Here is a 15,957-nt window from a genome sequence, read left to right on the forward strand (position 1 = left end):
CGAGCCCCCAGGGATGGGTTTACGGCGTGTCCTGGGCAGCCCCCTGCGCCATCACCCCGGGACATCAGGCAGGCGCCTCTTTTGACCCCGCATGACCGAAATGGCGCCACACGTTAAACTCCCGCCGTGAATACTCCCACCTACACCGCCCAGCAACTCGCCGAGCAGTTCGGCCTGCAGGTCCATGGCGATCCCGCTACCGCCATCCATGGCGTGGCTACCCTCGCCCATGCCGGTCCTGGCCAGCTGACCTTCCTTGCCAACCCCCGCTATCGCGTCCAGCTGGCCGACAGCCGGGCTTCGCTGGTGGTCCTGCGTGCCGATGACGTCGAGGCCGCCCCCGGCGCCGCGCTCGTCGCCAAGGACCCGTACACCGCATTCGCCAAGATTGCCGCGCTGTTCGACATCGCGCCGACCCGCCCGCCGGGCATCCATCCCAGCGCAGTGATCGATCCCAGCGCCCAGGTCGCCGCCAGCGCCCATATCGGCCCGTTCGTCTCGGTCGGTGCGCGCAGCGTCGTCGGTGAGAACTGCATCATCGGCACCGGCAGCGTGATCGGCGAGGACTGCAGCCTGGATACCGGCTGTGAGCTGATCGCCCGCGTGACCCTGGTCACCCGGGTCACGCTGGGCAAGCGCGTGCGCGTGCATCCCGGTGCCGTACTCGGCGCCGATGGCTTCGGCCTGGCCATGGACGCTGGCAAGTGGATCAAGGTGCCGCAGCTCGGCGGTGTCCGCATCGGCGATGATTGCGAGATCGGCGCCAATACCTGTGTTGATCGTGGCGCGCTGGAAGACACCGTCCTCGCCGAGGATGTTCGCCTGGACAACCTGGTGCAGATTGCCCACAACGTGCAGATCGGCGCCCACTCGGCCATTGCCGGCTGCACCGGCATCGCCGGCAGCGCCAAGATCGGCCGTTACTGCCTGCTCGGCGGCCACGTTGGCGTGGTCGGCCACCTCGAGATCTGCGACAAGGTCGTGATCACCGGCAAGTCGGTGGTCCGCAACTCCATCCATGAGCCGGGCGAGTATTCGTCCGGCACCCCATTGACCGACAACCGCACGTGGCGCAAGAACGCCGCGCGCTTCAAGCAGCTGGACGCATTGGCTCGCCGCGTTCTGGCTGCTGGCAAGGAGAAAGAATGAACGATTCGCTGCAGCTTCCGATCGACGTCTGCCAGATCCAGGAACTGCTTCCGCACCGCTACCCGTTCCTGCTGGTGGACCGGGTGCTTGAACTCGACGTCGAGGCCAAGCGGATCCTGGCGCAGAAGAACGTCAGCATCAACGAGCCGTTCTTCCAGGGCCACTTCCCGGGCCGCCCGATCATGCCCGGGGTGCTGATCATCGAAGCGCTGGCGCAGGCTGGCGGCGTCATGACCCAGCTCACGCTCGGCCGCGATGCGCAGTCCAAGCTGTTCTACATGGTCAAGGTGGAAAACGCCCGCTTCAACAAGCAGGTCGTGCCCGGTGACGTGCTGATGCTGGACGTGCAGATGAAGCGCCTGATCCGCAACATGGGCTGGTACTACGGCGAAGCCAAGGTCAACGGCGAAGTCGTCGCGTCGGCCGAGGTCATGTGTGCCGGCGCCAAGGGCTGATCCACTGGAGGCAGCAATGACTGACAACGAACCGCGGATCCACCCCACCGCCGTCATCGACCCGGCCGCACGCCTGGCTGACGATGTCCAGGTGGGCGCCTTCACCCTGATCGGCCCCGACGTTGAAATCGGTGCCGGCACGGTGGTGGGCCCCCATTGCAGCATCCACGGCCCGACCCGGATCGGCCGCGACAACCGCTTCGTCGGCCATGCCGCGATCGGTGGCGAGCCGCAGGACAAGAAGTTCGGCGGCGAGCGCACCGAACTGGTGATCGGCGATCGCAACGTGTTCCGCGAGTTCGTCACGCTCAACCGTGGCACCGGCGGCGGCGGCGGCATCACCACCATCGGCAACGACAACTGGATGCTGGCCTACACGCACGTGGCACACGACTGCCATGTCGGCAACTTCTGCGTGTTCTCCAACAACACCACCCTGGCCGGCCATGTGACCGTGGGCGACTACGTGATCATCAGCGGCTTCGCCGGTGCCCACCAGTTCTGCCGCATCGGCGCGCATGCCTTCCTCGGCATGGGCGCGCTGACCAATGGTGACGTACCGCCGTTCACCATGGTCGGCACCGATTCGCTGGGACGCCCGCGTGGCATCAACAGCGAAGGCCTGAAGCGGCGCGGCTTTGACGCTGACCGCATTTCGGCCATCAAGCGTGCGTACCGCACGCTGTACGTCGCGGGCCTGCCGCTGGCAGAGGCCAAGGTGCAGCTGACCGAACAGGCGCGTGACAGCGACGACGTGAAGGCGATGCTGGACTTCATCGAGCACGCCGAGAGGCCCCTGCTGCGATGAGCAGCTCGACCGGCCAGGCGCCGGCCGGCGCCGCGGTGATCCCGCTGGCCTCGATGGCCGGCAGCGTTCCCGCGCAGCGGGTGCTCAGCGAGCGCCCGTTGCGGATCGCGCTGGTTGCCGGCGAAGCCTCCGGCGACCTGCTCGGTGCGGGCCTGGTGCGTGAACTGAAGGCACGCTTCCCGAATGCCGAGTTCGCCGGTATCGGCGGCGATGCAATGCGCAGCGCCGGCTGCCAGACCTGGCACGATGCCAGCGAGCTGGCGGTGATGGGCCTGACCGAAGTGCTGCGCCACCTGCCGCGCCTGCTCAAGCTGCGCTCGGCGTTCCGCCAGCGTGCGCTGGACTGGCAGCCGGACGTGTTCATCGGCATCGACGCCCCCGACTTCAACCTGGGCATCGAGCGCTGGCTGAAGCAGCGTGGCGTGCGCACCGTGCATTACGTCAGCCCGTCGGTCTGGGCCTGGCGCGAAAAGCGCGCCGAGAAAATCGGCAGCAGCGCCGACCTGGTGCTGTGCCTGTTCCCGATGGAGCCGCCGATCTATGCCCGGCACGGCATCGACGCGCGCTTCGTCGGCCACCCGATGGCCGATGACATTCCGCTGCAAGGCAACCGCGAGGAAGCACGCGCCGCGCTCGGCCTGCCGGCCTCGGCCAAGGTGCTGGCGGTGTTGCCGGGCAGCCGCCTCGGCGAGATCTCGCGCCTGGGAGAGCCGTTCTTCGAAGCCGCCTGGCAGGTCTCCGAACGCATTCCGGGCCTGCATGTGGTGGTGCCTGCCGCCAACCCAGCCTGCAGGCAGCTGATCGAAGAACAGCTGTCGCGCTCGGCGCTGCCGGTGGCCTACTCGCACGTGCTTGACGGCCAGGCGCGCAACGCGATGATCGCCGCCGACGTGGTGGTGCTGGCCTCCGGCACCGCGACCCTGGAAGCCATGCTGGTGAAGCGGCCGATGGTGGTCGGTTACCGCGTCAACGAACTGACCTATCGACTGGTCAAAGCGCTTGGCCTGATCAAGGTCGACCGCTTCGCCCTGCCCAACATCCTGGCCGGCCAGGACCTGGCACCGGAGCTGATGCAGCACGACTGCACGCCGGACAGGCTGGCCGCGGCCATCCAGCAGTGGTTCGACCACCCGCAGCGGGTGATCGACCTGCAGGACACTTATGTGCGACTGCACGAGCGACTGCGACGCAACGCCTCGGCGCGTGCCGCCGATGCCGTCGGCGAGCTGCTGATGCGCGACCAGGCGCAGGCATGAGCCGCCGCCACGCCGCAGCAGCAAGCCTGGCCCTGTTCGACGGTACGGCAGTGGTCGAGCCGGAGCGCCTGGTCGCCGGTGTCGACGAGGCCGGGCGTGGCCCGCTGGCCGGGCCGGTGGCGGTGGCGGCGGTGGTATTCGATCCGTCACGGCCACGGATCAACGGCCTGGATGATTCCAAGCAGTTGACCGCTGCCCGCCGCGAGCAGCTGCATGACCGCATCGTCGAGCGCGCCCTGGCCTGGCATGTGGTGCTGGTGGACGTGGACACCATCGACCGCCTGAACATCTACCAGGCCACCCTGCAGGGCATGCGTGACGTCGTTGCAGCGGTCGCCCACGTGGCCGGCTTCGCCCGCATCGACGGCAACGTGGTGCCCAAGGGCCTGGTACTGCCGGCGCAGGCGCTGGTCGGCGGCGATGGCATCGACCGCGCGATCATGGCCGCCTCGATCCTGGCCAAGGTCTCGCGCGATCGCTACATGCAGGACGTGCACGCCCGCCACCCCCAGTATGGGTTCGAGCAGCACAAGGGCTATGGCACTCCGGCCCACCTGGCCGCCCTGCGCGAGCACGGCCCCTGCGTGGAGCACCGGCGCAGCTTCGCCCCGGTGCGCGAGTGCCTGGAAGCGCCGGCTGTCGCGGCCATCGCCTGAGCCTGCTGGCGTTGTAGCGCCGAGCTCATGCTCGGCAGCTGTGGACAGCCGAGCATGGGCTCGGCGCTACAGAAGGCGGCCTCCCGCACGCCTGAATCCGGCGCCACGCCGTGCCCCTGTCAAGCCTTGTGGCAACCCCCTGCCCTCGCTACCCTGACCGGGCATTCCAGCGCTTCCCGACCCCGGCGACGAACCTCCGTCAGCACCCGGGGCCCGCGCGCTCCAACCTGGTCCGGCATGTCCAACTCCCGCTTCGTACATCTCCACGTCCACACCGAGTTCTCGCTGGCGGACTCGACCATCCGCGTGCCGGCCAAGCCGGACCAGGCGGACCCGAAGAAGGCCAAGCAGGCCAACCTGCTGTCGCGCTCGGTGGAGCTCGGCCTGCCCGCGCTGGCGGTGACCGATCTCAACAACCTGTTCGCCCTGGTCAAGTTCTACAAGGCCGCCGAAGGCGTGGGCATCAAGCCGATCGCCGGTGCCGACGTGCTGATCGCCGAGGAAGGCCAGGACCCGTGGCGGATGACCCTGCTGTGCCGCGACCGCGAGGGCTACCTGAGCCTGTCGCGGTTGCTGACCCGCGCCTGGATGGAAGGCCATCGCCCGGAAGGCGGTGTGGCCATCCACCCGGACTGGCTGAAGGCCGGCAACGCCAACCTGTTCGCGCTGGCCGGACGGCAGAGCCTGGCCGGGCGCCTGGCACTGGACGGCAAGCATGAACTGGCCGAGCAGCAGCTGGCCGACTGGCAGCGCGTGTTCGGCGATGGCCTGCACCTGGAGCTGACCCGTACCGGCCGCGAGGGCGAGGAAACCTTCAACCAGTTCGCGCTGATGGCCGCTGGCCAGCGCGGCCTGCCGGTGGTCGCCAGCAATGACGTGCGCTTCCTGTCGCCGTCGGATTTCAGCGCGCACGAAGCGCGCGTGTGCATTTCCACCGGCCGCGTGCTGGACGATCCCAAGCGTCCGCGCGAGTACAGCGACCAGCAGTACCTGAAGTCGGCCGAGGAGATGTGCGCGCTGTTCGCCGACATCCCCGATGCGATCGACAACACGCTGGCGCTGGCCGAGCGCTGCAACATCGAGATGCGGCTGGGCACCTACTTCCTGCCCAACTACCCGGTGCCCGACGACGAGACCTTGGACACCTGGATCCAGAAGATGTCGCGGGACGGCCTGGAAGAGCGCTTGGAGAAGAATCCGCTGGCGCCGGGCAAGACCCGTGAGGAGTACTTCGAGCGCCTGGAGTTCGAGCTCAACACCATCATCAAGATGGGCTTCCCTGGCTACTTCCTGATCGTGGCCGACTTCATCCAGTGGGGCAAGAACCAGGGCATTCCGATCGGTCCCGGCCGTGGTTCGGGTGCCGGTTCGCTGGTGGCGTGGGCGCTGAAGATCACCGACCTGGACCCGCTGCCGTACAACCTGCTGTTCGAGCGATTCCTCAATCCCGAACGCGTGTCGATGCCCGACTTCGACATCGACTTCTGCATGGACCGCCGCGACGAAGTGATCGACTACGTCGCGCGCAAATACGGGCGCGAGCGCGTCAGCCAGATCATCACCTACGGCACCATGGCCGCCAAGGCGGTGGTGCGCGACTCCGGCCGCGTGCTCGGGTTCCCGTACGGCCTGGTGGATGGCGTTTCCAAGCTGATCCCCAACATCCTGGGCATCCACCTGAAGGATGCGCTGGGCAAGGGCAAGGAAGGCCCGAGCTCGGAAATGGCCTCGCCGGAACTGATCCAGCGCTACGAGACCGAGGACGATGTCCGCGACCTGATCGACCTGGCGCTGCAGCTGGAAGACCTGACCCGCAACGCCGGCAAGCACGCCGGTGGCGTGGTGATCGGGCCCGAGCCGCTGAGCGAGTTCTGCCCGCTGTACGCAGAACACGACGAAAATGGGCTCGGCAAGAACCCGGTCACCCAGTTCGACAAGAACGACGTGGAAGAAGTGGGCCTGGTGAAGTTCGACTTCCTCGGCCTGCGCACGCTGACCATCATCGACTGGGCGGTGAAGGCGATCAACAAGCGCCACGAACGCGCGGGCATTCCGCCGGTCGACATTGCCGCGATCCCGCTCGACGATGCGCCCACCTACAAGGACATCTTCGCCAACGGCAACACCGGCGCGGTGTTCCAGTTCGAATCCTCGGGCATGCGCCGCCTGCTGAAGGACGCGCGCCCCGACCGCTTCGAAGACCTGATCGCGCTGGTGTCGCTGTATCGCCCCGGCCCGATGGACCTGATTCCCTCCTTCAACGCGCGCAAGCACGGCCAGGAAGAGATCATCTATCCCGATCCGCGCACCGAAGCGATCCTGAAGGACACCTACGGCATCATGGTGTACCAGGAGCAGGTGATGCAGATGGCGCAGATCGTCGGCGGCTACTCGCTGGGCGGCGCTGACCTGCTGCGACGCGCGATGGGCAAGAAGGTGCCGGCGGAAATGGCCAAGCACCGCGAGATCTTCCGCGAAGGCGCAGCCAAGGGCGGCGTCGACGGCCCCAAGGCCGACGAAATCTTCGACCTGATGGAGAAGTTCGCCGGCTATGGCTTCAACAAGTCGCACGCCGCTGCATACGCACTGGTCAGCTACCAGACCGCCTGGCTGAAGCGCCATTACCCGGCCGAGTTCATGGCGGCCACGCTGTCTTCGGACCTGGACAACACCGACAAGGTGGTCGGCTTCCTCGACGAGGTGCGCAACCTCGGCCTGACCGTGCTGCCGCCGAAGGTGAACCAGTCGGCCTTCATGTTCGAAGCGGTCACACCGGACACGATCCAGTACGGCCTGGGCGCGATCAAGGGCGTCGGCCAGGGCGCCTGCGAAGCGGTGGTCGAGGAACGACTGAAGGGCGGACCGTTCAAGGATCTGCTGGACTTCTGCACCCGCGTCGGCTCGGCCAAGCTCAACCGGCGCACGCTGGAAGCGATGATCAACTGTGGCGCGCTCGATGAGCTCGGCCGCAACCGTGCCTCGCTGATGCTGCAGCTGCCGGAAGTGATCAAGGCCACCGACCAGATGGCACGCGAGCGTGCGTCCGGGCAGAATTCGCTGTTTGGCGGGCCTGATCCGAGCACCGTGTCGATCCAGCTGGACCTGCCCGAAGCCGAAGAATGGCCGCTGCTGCAGCGCCTCAACGGCGAGCGCGACACGCTGGGCTTCTACCTCAGCGGCCACCCGTTCGATCCCTGGCGCGACGATGTGCGCGACCTGGTCGGCAACGACCTGGGTTCGGTGGAGAAGATCTGGAGCGCCAACAGCGGCGGCGGCGGCGGCGAGAAGCGCTGGCGCCCGGAAGTGCAGACCGTGCTGGCCGGCCAGGTGGTCGGCGTGCGCCGCAAGGGTGAGAGCCAGATCTTCATCCAGCTGGAGGACGGTCGCGGCCGCGTGGAGTGCAGCGCGTTCTCCGATGCGATGGCCGAGTTCGGCCACCTGATGACCAAGGACCGCATCCTGGTGGTCAAGGGCGGCCTGCGCGAGGACGAATTCAACGGCGGCTACGCACTGCGCATCCGCCAGTGCTGGGACTTCGACGAAGTCTGCGCCAACTACGCCACGCGGCTGTCGTTGCGCCTGGACCTGCGCCAGCAGCGCCCGGTCTGGGAGCGCATCAATGCCCTGCTCGACCGCCATCGCCCGGGGCGGACGCCGCTGCGCCTGGACCTGCTGCTGAAGGGTCCGCACGGCGGTGTCGCCGGCATGCTGGATGTCTCCGGGCAGAGCGCAGTGCGCATCGATTCCAAGCTGATGGAGGCGCTGCGCGCCGACCCCGCCGTACGTACGCTGAAGGTGCGCTACAGCCCGCCGTGGGCCAGCTGAGGCTGGCTGCTTCGTGTTCCAGTTTTCCCGTTCCAGACATCAAGGACGATCGCCAATGAAGACCCTGCTGTTCCCGTTCGTTGCCGCACTGGCGCTGGCCGCCTGCTCGCCGTCGAAGATCGAGTTCCAGATCGACAACCCGACCGACACGCCGCTGGCGCTGAGCATCGACGGCCAGGACCTGCCGGTGGCCGCGCACGGCTCGCGCCCGGTCTCGCTGGCCGTTGGCGAGCATCGCCTGCATACCGACACGCTCGGCGAGGTGCGCTTCATCGTCTACGTCGACGGTCGTGGCGGCCTGATCAACCCGACCCTGAGCGAATACGTGATCGCACGCGAGGTCTACGTCACCGACGAGAGCAAGCTGAAGAACTTCGGCACCGGCAAGGCTGGCATCGAGCTGGGCGGCGTCGACTTCGAGGGCCCCTTCGAGAAGCACCACGACCTGTTCATCGACAAGACCTGGACCTACGGCGTGCGCGAACCGTTCCCGAAGGAAAAGGTGGTCGCCCACGTCGATTCCAGTGGTGGCCAGATCGTCGCCAAGGTGTTCACGGCACCGGATTTCATCGCCTACGTCGAGGAAGGCATGGGCGAGCCGGGCGCGTTCAAGCGCGAACAGCCGGCCGGCTACGTGGCCCCGGCATACAGCCTTGAACCGGCACCGGCCAGCCTGCCGGCGCTGGCACCGGCCTTCGAGGCGCATGCCGCGCCGCTTCGCGAGGTCTACGCGCGATGGCTGAAGGCCACCACCGCCGATGAACAGAAGGCCCTGCGCAAGCAGGACTTCGCTGCGCAGATGGCCTTCACCTCGGCCACTGCCACCCTGGGCAGCGGCCTGGGCCGGGAGGCCAACGAGGCCTACAACGACTTCGTTTCCCAGCGCAGCCAGTTGATGGGCCGCAGCGCCCTGGTGGTGCCCTGAGCTGACTGGCGCCGCCTGCCCGGCTGCGCTACCGTCGCCTTCCAGACGAAGGCGTACGGGCGGTTTGCACGCATTCGGCTAGAATTGCCCCCTTCTTTACACGACGGCTTCCGATGAATCCGAACTACCTCGACTTCGAGCAACCCATCGCCGACCTGGAAGCCAAGATCCAGGAACTGCGCAACGCCAGTGCCGGGCCGGCGGTCAATGTCGAGGCGGAAGTGCACGCGCTGCAGGACAAGCTGCGCATGCGCACCGCGCAGATCTTCCGCAACCTGACCTCGTGGCAGGTGCTGCAGCTGGCCCGGCACCCGTCGCGTCCGTACACCGCCGACTACATCCGCGTCATGTTCGATGAGTTCCAGGAGCTGGCCGGTGACCGCGCCTTCGCCGACGACAAGGCGATCATGGGCGGCCTGGCCCGCATCAATGGCCGCGCGGTAATGGTGATCGGCCACCAGAAGGGTCGCGACACCAAGGAAAAGATCAAGCGCAACTTCGGCATGCCCAAACCGGAGGGCTACCGCAAGGCGCTGCGCCTGATGAAGATGGCCGAGCGCTTCGGCCTGCCGGTGCTGACCCTGATCGACACCGCCGGTGCCTGGCCGGGTATCGACGCCGAATCGCGCGGCCAGTCCGAAGCGATCGCGCGCAACCTGATCGAGATGGCCGAGCTGAAGGTGCCGATCATCTGCACCGTGATCGGTGAAGGCGGCTCCGGCGGCGCGCTGGCGCTGGGCGTGGGCGACCGCACCGTGATGCTGGAATACGCGGTGTACTCGACCATCACCCCGGAAGGCTGCGCCTCGATCCTGTGGAAGGACGCCGGCAAGGCCAAGGAAGCCGCCGAGCAGCTGGGCCTGACCGCGCCGCGCCTGAAGAGCCTGGGCCTGGTCGACAAGGTCGTGCGCGAGCCCACCGGCGGCGCCCACCGCAACCCGACCCAGATGGCCAAGCGCCTGAAGGCCGTGCTGCTGAACGAACTGGACGCGCTGGACAAGCTGTCCACCGAACAGCTGCTGGAGCAGCGCTACACCCGCCTGCGCAGCTACGGCACGTACGAAGCGGCCTGATTCATCGTCTTGTTACTTTCTTGCTCGTGCAAGAAAGTAACCAAAGAACACGCCGCCGAACGCGAACCGGTGCTATGCACCGGTTCCCTGCGCTTCTCGGTGAATCAGGGGACGGCGCCGAACTCGCTGCGCTCAGACATCGGCACCTCTTCGCCCCTGTTTCACCTGCGATGCTCGGCTCGCTCATGGCGGACCTGAACATCAAAAGCCACAGCTGCACCCAGTAGATCCACGCCATGCGTGGATGCCTCTGCTTTGGCGAAGAATCACGCGAACCCGTAGAGCCAAGCATGGCTCTACGGATAACGGACGGTCAGAATGGCTTGGCCAGCACCAGCCACACGATCGGAATGAACGCCAGCAACGGAATCTCGTTGATCCAGCGCAGCGCGCGCGACGACGGCAGCGCCCTGCCCTTGGCCACGCCCTTCAACAGACGGCCGATCCAGCTGAAATACACCAGCAGCACCACCACCAGGCCCAGCTTGGCGTGCAGCCAGCCAGCGCCACCGGGCGCGACCATGGTCGGGAAATCCGGGATGACCTTGTAGCCCAGCCACAGCACCAGGCCCAGCACAAAGGCCAGGCCGAACATCGAGTGGCCGAAACGGTACAGGCGCAGGCCCATCAGCTGCAGGCGCTCGGTCACCGCCGGCTGGCCTGCGGTCTCGGCCAGGTTGACCAGGATGCGCGGCAGGTAGAACACCGTGGCCATCCACGCCACCACGAACACGATGTGGAAGGTCTTGACCCAGTAGTAGCTCTGCATGCGCTCGCTCCGGCGGCTGGCGTAGATGGGCGCCTATTGTCGCAGTAGAGCCACCTCATGGGTGGCTGCCGCGTCCAATCGCCGCATCAGGACAGCCATGCATGGCGTGGCTCTACTGCGGGTCCACCACACCCGGGGGCGCAACACCGTACGATAGGCGCCGTTTTCCCCGATCGCGCACCGCCCCATGGACAAGACCTACGACGCCGCCTACTTCCAACGCTGGTACCGCCGCGCCGACATCGGCGGCAGCGCCCGCCTGGCGCGCAAGGTCGCGTTGGCCGTGGCCAGTGCCGAGTACTACCTGGAACGACCGATCCGCAGTGTGCTGGACATCGGCTGCGGCGAAGGCGCCTGGCGCGCACCGCTGCTGAAGCTGCGTCCGAAGGTCGAATACCTGGGCTTCGACAGCAGCGAGTACGCTGTGCGCCGCTATGGCCGCACCCGCAACCTGCACTTGGCCAGCTTCGGCGATTTCGCCTGGCTGCGGCCCTGCGCGCCGGTCGACCTGCTGGTGTGTTCGGACGTGATGCACTACGTGCCCGACCGCGAGCTGCGCGCCGGCCTGGCCGGCGTGACCGAGCTGACCGGCGGTGTGGCCTTCCTGGAGACCTTCGCCGCCGAGGACGCGTTCGAAGGCGACCACGACGGCTTCCAGGCCCGCCCAGCACGCTGGTATCGGCGGACGCTGGCCCGGCACGGCCTGCAGCCGGTAGGGTCGCACTGCTGGCTCGGCCCCGCCCTGGCAGGCGATGCCGCCGCGCTGGAACGGATGTGAATCCGGATTCATTATTTTCAGCCAACTTAACCTGCGGGACACCCGGATGGGATATGCTGCGCGGCAACATATGACCATACATATTCGGTCGTCATGCTCTATCAACTGCACGAACTGACCCGCAACCTGCTCGCCCCCTGGGTGCACCAGGCCCAGGCCAACGCCAAATTCTTCGCCAACCCGGGCCACTGGTGGTCGCAGATGCCCGGCGCCGATCGCCTGGCGGCGGTCAATGAGCTGTTCCATCGCATCGGCAAGGATTACGAGAAGCCCGAGTGGGGCATCAACGAAATCGAGGTCGACGGCGAGCGCGTGCCGATCGTCGTGCACGAGGAAGTGAGCAAGCCGTTCTGCAAGCTGCTGCGCTTCAAGCGCCACAGCAATGAGGCCGACCAGCTGCACACCATGCTCAACCAGCCGTTCGTGCTGGTGGTGGCACCGCTGTCCGGGCACCACGCCACGCTGCTGCGCGATACGGTGCGCACGCTGCTGCGCGACCACCGTGTGTACGTCACCGATTGGGTGGACGCGCGCATGGTGCCGGCCAACGAAGGCGAGTTCGGCCTGGACGACTACATCGCCTACATCCAGGAGTTCATCCGCCATCTGGGCGTCGAACGCCTGCACGTGGTCAGCGTGTGCCAGCCGACGGTACCGGTGCTGGCCGCGGTTTCACTGATGGCCAGCCGTGGCGAGCCGACACCGCGCACCCTGGTGATGATGGGCGGCCCGATCGATGCGCGCTGCAGCCCGACCGCGGTGAACAACCTGGCCACGCAGAACCCGCTTTCGTGGTTCGAGAACAACGTCATCCACACCGTGCCGGCCAGCTATCCCGGCGCCGGCCGCCGCGTGTATCCGGGCTTCCTGCAGCACGCCGGCTTCCTGTCGATGAACCCCAGCCGCCACTTCAGTTCGCACTGGGATTTCTACACCGACCTTGTCAAGGGCGACCTGGAAGACGCCGACGCGCACCGTCGCTTCTACGACGAGTACAACGCGGTGCTGGACATGCCGGCCAAGTACTACCTGGATACCATCCGCGTGGTGTTCCAGGACTTCCTGCTGCCGCGTGGCGAGTGGGTGGTCAACGGCGAGAAGGTCGACCCGTCGGCGATCCGCGATACCGCGCTGCTGAGCATCGAGGGCGAACTGGACGATATCGCCGGCCTTGGCCAGACCGAAGCAGCGCAGGCGCTGTGCACCGGCATTGCTACTGACCGCCGCGAGCATTTCATCGTCGAAGGCGCCGGCCACTACGGCATCTTCAGCGGCCGTCGCTGGCGCGAGGTGGTGTATCCGAAGGTGCGCGACTTCTTCGCTGCCCATGCCGAGGCACCGGCGGCGAAGGCCACGAAGAAGAAGAGCAACGTTACTCCGTTGCGGCGAAAGGCGGGGTAACTCCCCGCCGTGGGGTCGGATCCCTTTCCAACGGAGAGGGCTCTGACCCAGCATGATGGGACCCGGGGTCAGAGCCCTGTTCTGCGAACAGGGATCCGACCCCTGGCCTGTTACAACCGCACCAGCAGGTTCTTGGCAATCAGCCCGTGCAGCTTGCCGATGCCCCGTGCCAGGTGCATCGTCAACAGCAGCAGCAGCACGCCCACAGCTGCGATCACGATGCCCACCAGCGGCGAGGCGGCCATCGGCAGCACGTTCACGCCATCGACGTAGACACCCGGAATGTCACCGCTGAACAGCGCGGCCACCGGCGCCCAGATGAACCCCAGCGACAGCGACAGCAGCGTCACCGCGATGGTGAAGTAGATCACGCCCAGCGGCAGCATCAGCACGAAGTACAGCAGGGTCAGCCAGGTACGGCCATCGGTGAACATGTCGCCGATGCGCTGCAGCCAGGTGCGGCTGCGGTCGGTGTAACGCGGGCGGCGCGGCATGCGCTCGCCCAGCAGCGCTTCCACCAGCCGTCCTTCCAGCAGCGCCAGCCCGCGCACCGAGCCGAAGAACAGCACGGTCAGCGGAATGCCGATGATCAGGATCAGCAGGCCCAGCGACAATGACAGGCCGGTCACCACCCAGGTGAAGAAGAAAATGCCGGTGGCCAGCGACAGCAGCATGTAGAACAGCGCGCCATAGGTATGCGGATCGGCCACCACGCCGAAGAAGCGCGCCAGCAGCGAGCGTTGCACCGGCGCCGGCGGCGGCGCGGCCGGTTCGACGCCACTGGCTTCGGCGGCGGCACGCAGTACCGGCGCGGTATCCGCACGCGGCGTACGCAGCGCGCGGTTCACCGTCACTTCGGTCTCGCGGTAGATGTCGGCCACTTCGTCCGGCGCGCCATAGCTGCCGGCCACATCGGCGATCACCTCGGCCTCGCTGCGGCCGGGCTGCGCCGCCAGCTCCGAGCGCAGGTATTCCTCGGCGTCGTACAACGCGTCCTGCACCATCGCCGGATCGGCACCTTCCAGCGCAGCGCGCAGCTGCGCCAGGTACTGCGGAATGGTGGTCGGCAGGGCGCGGCCTGCCAGGCTCGGGTCGTTCATTGCGGTACCCCCTCCAACACGGAATCGACGGAATCACGGGTGGCCTGCCACGCTTGGCGCCACTGCGCCAGCACCTCGCGGCCACGTTCATTGATGCGGTAGTAGCGCCGCGGCGGCCCGCTGCTGGACGGCTCCACATGGCTTTCCAGCAGGCCGGCGCCCTCCAGGTTGCGCAGCACCGGGTACAGCGCGCTCTGCTTTCCGCTCAGCACGCCCTCGCCCACCCGCTCCAGCTCCTTGGCAATGAGGTAGCCGTACAGCGGCTCCCCGGCCCGGGCCAGCACCGCCAGCAGGGCCAGCGACACCGTTCCGGCGCTGAGCTCCTTCTGGAACTTCTTCAGGTGGACATCGTCCTCGGACATGGCCGGTCCTCCACTACGTTGAAGTCCACAGTAGTGCGAAGTTCGGTATAGCGGATGTGTCGTTAGTCACTCTGCCGGTTGGCGTGACCGAATTGCTCGCGCAGAATCGAGGCCTCGTTCATGTTCCGGGGTTCCCATGCCGCACCGCCGTCGCCTTGCCCTGACCGCCCTCGCCCTCGCCTGCCTGCTGCCCGCCCTGGCCAGCGCCGCCACGCCCTACCGCAGCCCGCAGCAGATCTTGGACGTCTCGCCGGCCAGCGACTGGCGCACGCCGGACCCGGCCAACCTGCTGTACATGGACCTGCCGGCCGGGCGCGTGATCATCGAGCTGGCGCCGCAGTTCGCCCCGCGCCATGTCGCCAACATCCAGACCTTCGCCCACGAGCACTTCTGGGACGGCACCAGCATCTACCGCTCTCAGGACAACTTCGTGGTGCAGTTCGGCGATGCCGACGCCGATGACGCGGCCAAGGCCAAGCCGTTCGGCAGCGCCGCGCGCAAGCTGCCGGCTGAATTCGAGCGCGCCAGCGCTGGCCTGAAGGTCAGCGTGCTGCCGGATCGCGATGGCTGGGCCGCGCAGACCGGTTTCGTCGACGGCTTCCCGGTCGGCCAGGACCCGCAGGCCGGCAAGGCCTGGCTGGCACATTGCTACGGCATGCTGGGCGCCGGCCGCAGCAACGAAGAGGACAGCAGCATCGGTGCCGAACTCTACGTGGTGACCGGCCAGTCACCGCGTCAGCTCGACCGCAACATCACCCTGGTCGGCCGCGTGCTGAAGGGCATGGAACTGCTCAGCGCGACCCCGCGCGGACCGGCGCCGATGGGCTTCTACACCGACCCGAAGCTGCGCACGCCGATCGTGTCGATCCGCCGTGCCAGCGACGTGCCGGCGGCCGAGCGCACACCGATCCAGGTACTGCGTACCGACTCGAAGACCTTCGTCGATACGGTGGAGGCGCGGCGCAACCGCGTGGATGATTTCTACAAGCGCCCGGCGGGGCATATCGACCTTTGCAATATTCCGGTGCCGGTGCGGTAGGAGCCTGGCTTCCTGCACGTGGCGCGTGCTGAAGGTGCTTCACTGTTCATGGGCGTTACTTTTCTTTGTACGCAAAGAAAAGTAACCAAAAGAAACGTTCCGCCGGCCGCGAGCCGGTGCTGCGCACCGGTGCCCTGCGCTCCTCGGCCCGTCGAGGGACGGTGCGGGAACTCGCTGCGCTCAGACACCCGCACCTCTTCGCCCTCGCCGGACCTGCGGTGCTCGGCTCGCTCAAGGCGGACTTGAAGGTCAAGATCAACAGCAAGAGCATCCACGCATGGCGTGGATCTACTGGGTGCAGCTGTCGCTCTTGATGTTGGGTCCGCCTTGAGCGAGCCGAGCATCGCAGGGGAATCAGGGG

The 15,957-nt window shown here is 66.9% G+C and carries 13 protein-coding genes and 1 pseudogene; 11 read left to right on the forward strand and 3 right to left on the reverse strand.

From position 1 onward, the window contains the following. Positions 1-126: 126 nt before the first annotated feature. From lpxD to HMPREF3114_RS13150, 8 genes and pseudogenes are all read left to right on the forward strand, one after another. On the forward strand, positions 127-1,149 hold the full coding sequence (lpxD, locus tag HMPREF3114_RS13115; protein ID WP_053497091.1) for a UDP-3-O-(3-hydroxymyristoyl)glucosamine N-acyltransferase: 1,023 nt from the start codon (positions 127-129) through the stop codon (positions 1,147-1,149). Beyond that, the gene (fabZ, locus tag HMPREF3114_RS13120; RefSeq protein WP_005415845.1) at positions 1,146-1,604 is read left to right on the forward strand and encodes a 3-hydroxyacyl-ACP dehydratase FabZ; all 459 of its coding nucleotides are present in this window, start codon (positions 1,146-1,148) and stop codon (positions 1,602-1,604) included. The genes lpxD and fabZ overlap by 4 nt, the downstream gene beginning before the upstream one ends. A 16-nt stretch (positions 1,605-1,620) precedes the next feature. Continuing rightward, positions 1,621-2,412 (forward strand): acyl-ACP--UDP-N-acetylglucosamine O-acyltransferase, encoded by a 792-nt coding sequence (gene lpxA, locus HMPREF3114_RS13125; protein ID WP_053497089.1) that lies wholly within the window; start codon positions 1,621-1,623, stop codon positions 2,410-2,412. A gap of 92 nt (positions 2,413-2,504) precedes the next feature. Further along, positions 2,505-3,668 (forward strand): annotated as a pseudogene (lpxB, locus tag HMPREF3114_RS13130) (lipid-A-disaccharide synthase); the annotation flags it as partial. After that, positions 3,665-4,324 carry a ribonuclease HII gene (locus HMPREF3114_RS13135; RefSeq protein WP_005415842.1) on the forward strand — a complete coding sequence of 220 codons (660 nt, stop codon included), beginning with the start codon at positions 3,665-3,667 and terminating at the stop codon, positions 4,322-4,324. The pseudogene lpxB and the gene HMPREF3114_RS13135, both read left to right, overlap by 4 nt. Before the next feature lie 237 nt (positions 4,325-4,561). Continuing rightward, positions 4,562-8,149: a DNA polymerase III subunit alpha gene (dnaE, locus tag HMPREF3114_RS13140; RefSeq protein WP_070489906.1), complete on the forward strand. Its 3,588-nt coding sequence runs from the start codon at positions 4,562-4,564 to the stop codon at positions 8,147-8,149. 55 nt (positions 8,150-8,204) lie between these two features. Next, on the forward strand, positions 8,205-9,074 hold the full coding sequence (locus tag HMPREF3114_RS13145) for a YajG family lipoprotein (RefSeq protein WP_053497084.1): 870 nt from the start codon (positions 8,205-8,207) through the stop codon (positions 9,072-9,074). A 113-nt stretch (positions 9,075-9,187) separates the two neighbouring features. Beyond that, positions 9,188-10,147: an acetyl-CoA carboxylase carboxyltransferase subunit alpha gene (locus tag HMPREF3114_RS13150; RefSeq protein ID WP_019659134.1), complete on the forward strand. Its 960-nt coding sequence runs from the start codon at positions 9,188-9,190 to the stop codon at positions 10,145-10,147. A 313-nt stretch (positions 10,148-10,460) separates the two neighbouring features. Here the strand turns inward: HMPREF3114_RS13150 and HMPREF3114_RS13155 are convergent, their stop codons facing one another. After that, positions 10,461-10,916, reverse strand: a complete 456-nt coding sequence (locus tag HMPREF3114_RS13155; protein ID WP_053497082.1) for a CopD family protein — start codon at positions 10,914-10,916, stop codon at positions 10,461-10,463. A gap of 187 nt (positions 10,917-11,103) precedes the next feature. Between HMPREF3114_RS13155 and HMPREF3114_RS13160 the strand changes: the two genes are divergently transcribed. Further along, complete coding sequence (locus tag HMPREF3114_RS13160) at positions 11,104-11,694, forward strand: class I SAM-dependent DNA methyltransferase (protein ID WP_053497080.1); 591 nt, start codon at positions 11,104-11,106, stop codon at positions 11,692-11,694. Between the two features lie 93 nt (positions 11,695-11,787). Then, entirely contained in the window at positions 11,788-13,095 is a 1,308-nt protein-coding gene (phaZ, locus tag HMPREF3114_RS13165) for a polyhydroxyalkanoate depolymerase (protein WP_053497077.1), read from the forward strand. 110 nt (positions 13,096-13,205) lie between these two features. Here phaZ and HMPREF3114_RS13170 read toward each other — a convergent pair whose 3' ends face one another. Next, on the reverse strand, positions 13,206-14,195 hold the full coding sequence (locus HMPREF3114_RS13170) for a sensor domain-containing protein (protein WP_053497075.1): 990 nt from the start codon (positions 14,193-14,195) through the stop codon (positions 13,206-13,208). Next, positions 14,192-14,557, reverse strand: a complete 366-nt coding sequence (locus tag HMPREF3114_RS13175; protein ID WP_004150914.1) for a PadR family transcriptional regulator — start codon at positions 14,555-14,557, stop codon at positions 14,192-14,194. Before HMPREF3114_RS13175 ends, HMPREF3114_RS13170 begins: the two co-directional genes overlap by 4 nt. Positions 14,558-14,693: 136 nt before the next feature. On the opposite strand from HMPREF3114_RS13175, the gene HMPREF3114_RS13180 reads away from it, so the two are divergent. Beyond that, positions 14,694-15,596 carry a peptidylprolyl isomerase gene (locus HMPREF3114_RS13180; RefSeq protein WP_053497073.1) on the forward strand — a complete coding sequence of 301 codons (903 nt, stop codon included), beginning with the start codon at positions 14,694-14,696 and terminating at the stop codon, positions 15,594-15,596. Positions 15,597-15,957: the final 361 nt, after the last annotated feature.

It is taken from the genome of Stenotrophomonas sp. HMSC10F07 (assembly GCF_001807895.1).
GTDB classification, from domain to species: Bacteria; Pseudomonadota; Gammaproteobacteria; order Xanthomonadales; family Xanthomonadaceae; genus Stenotrophomonas; species Stenotrophomonas sepilia.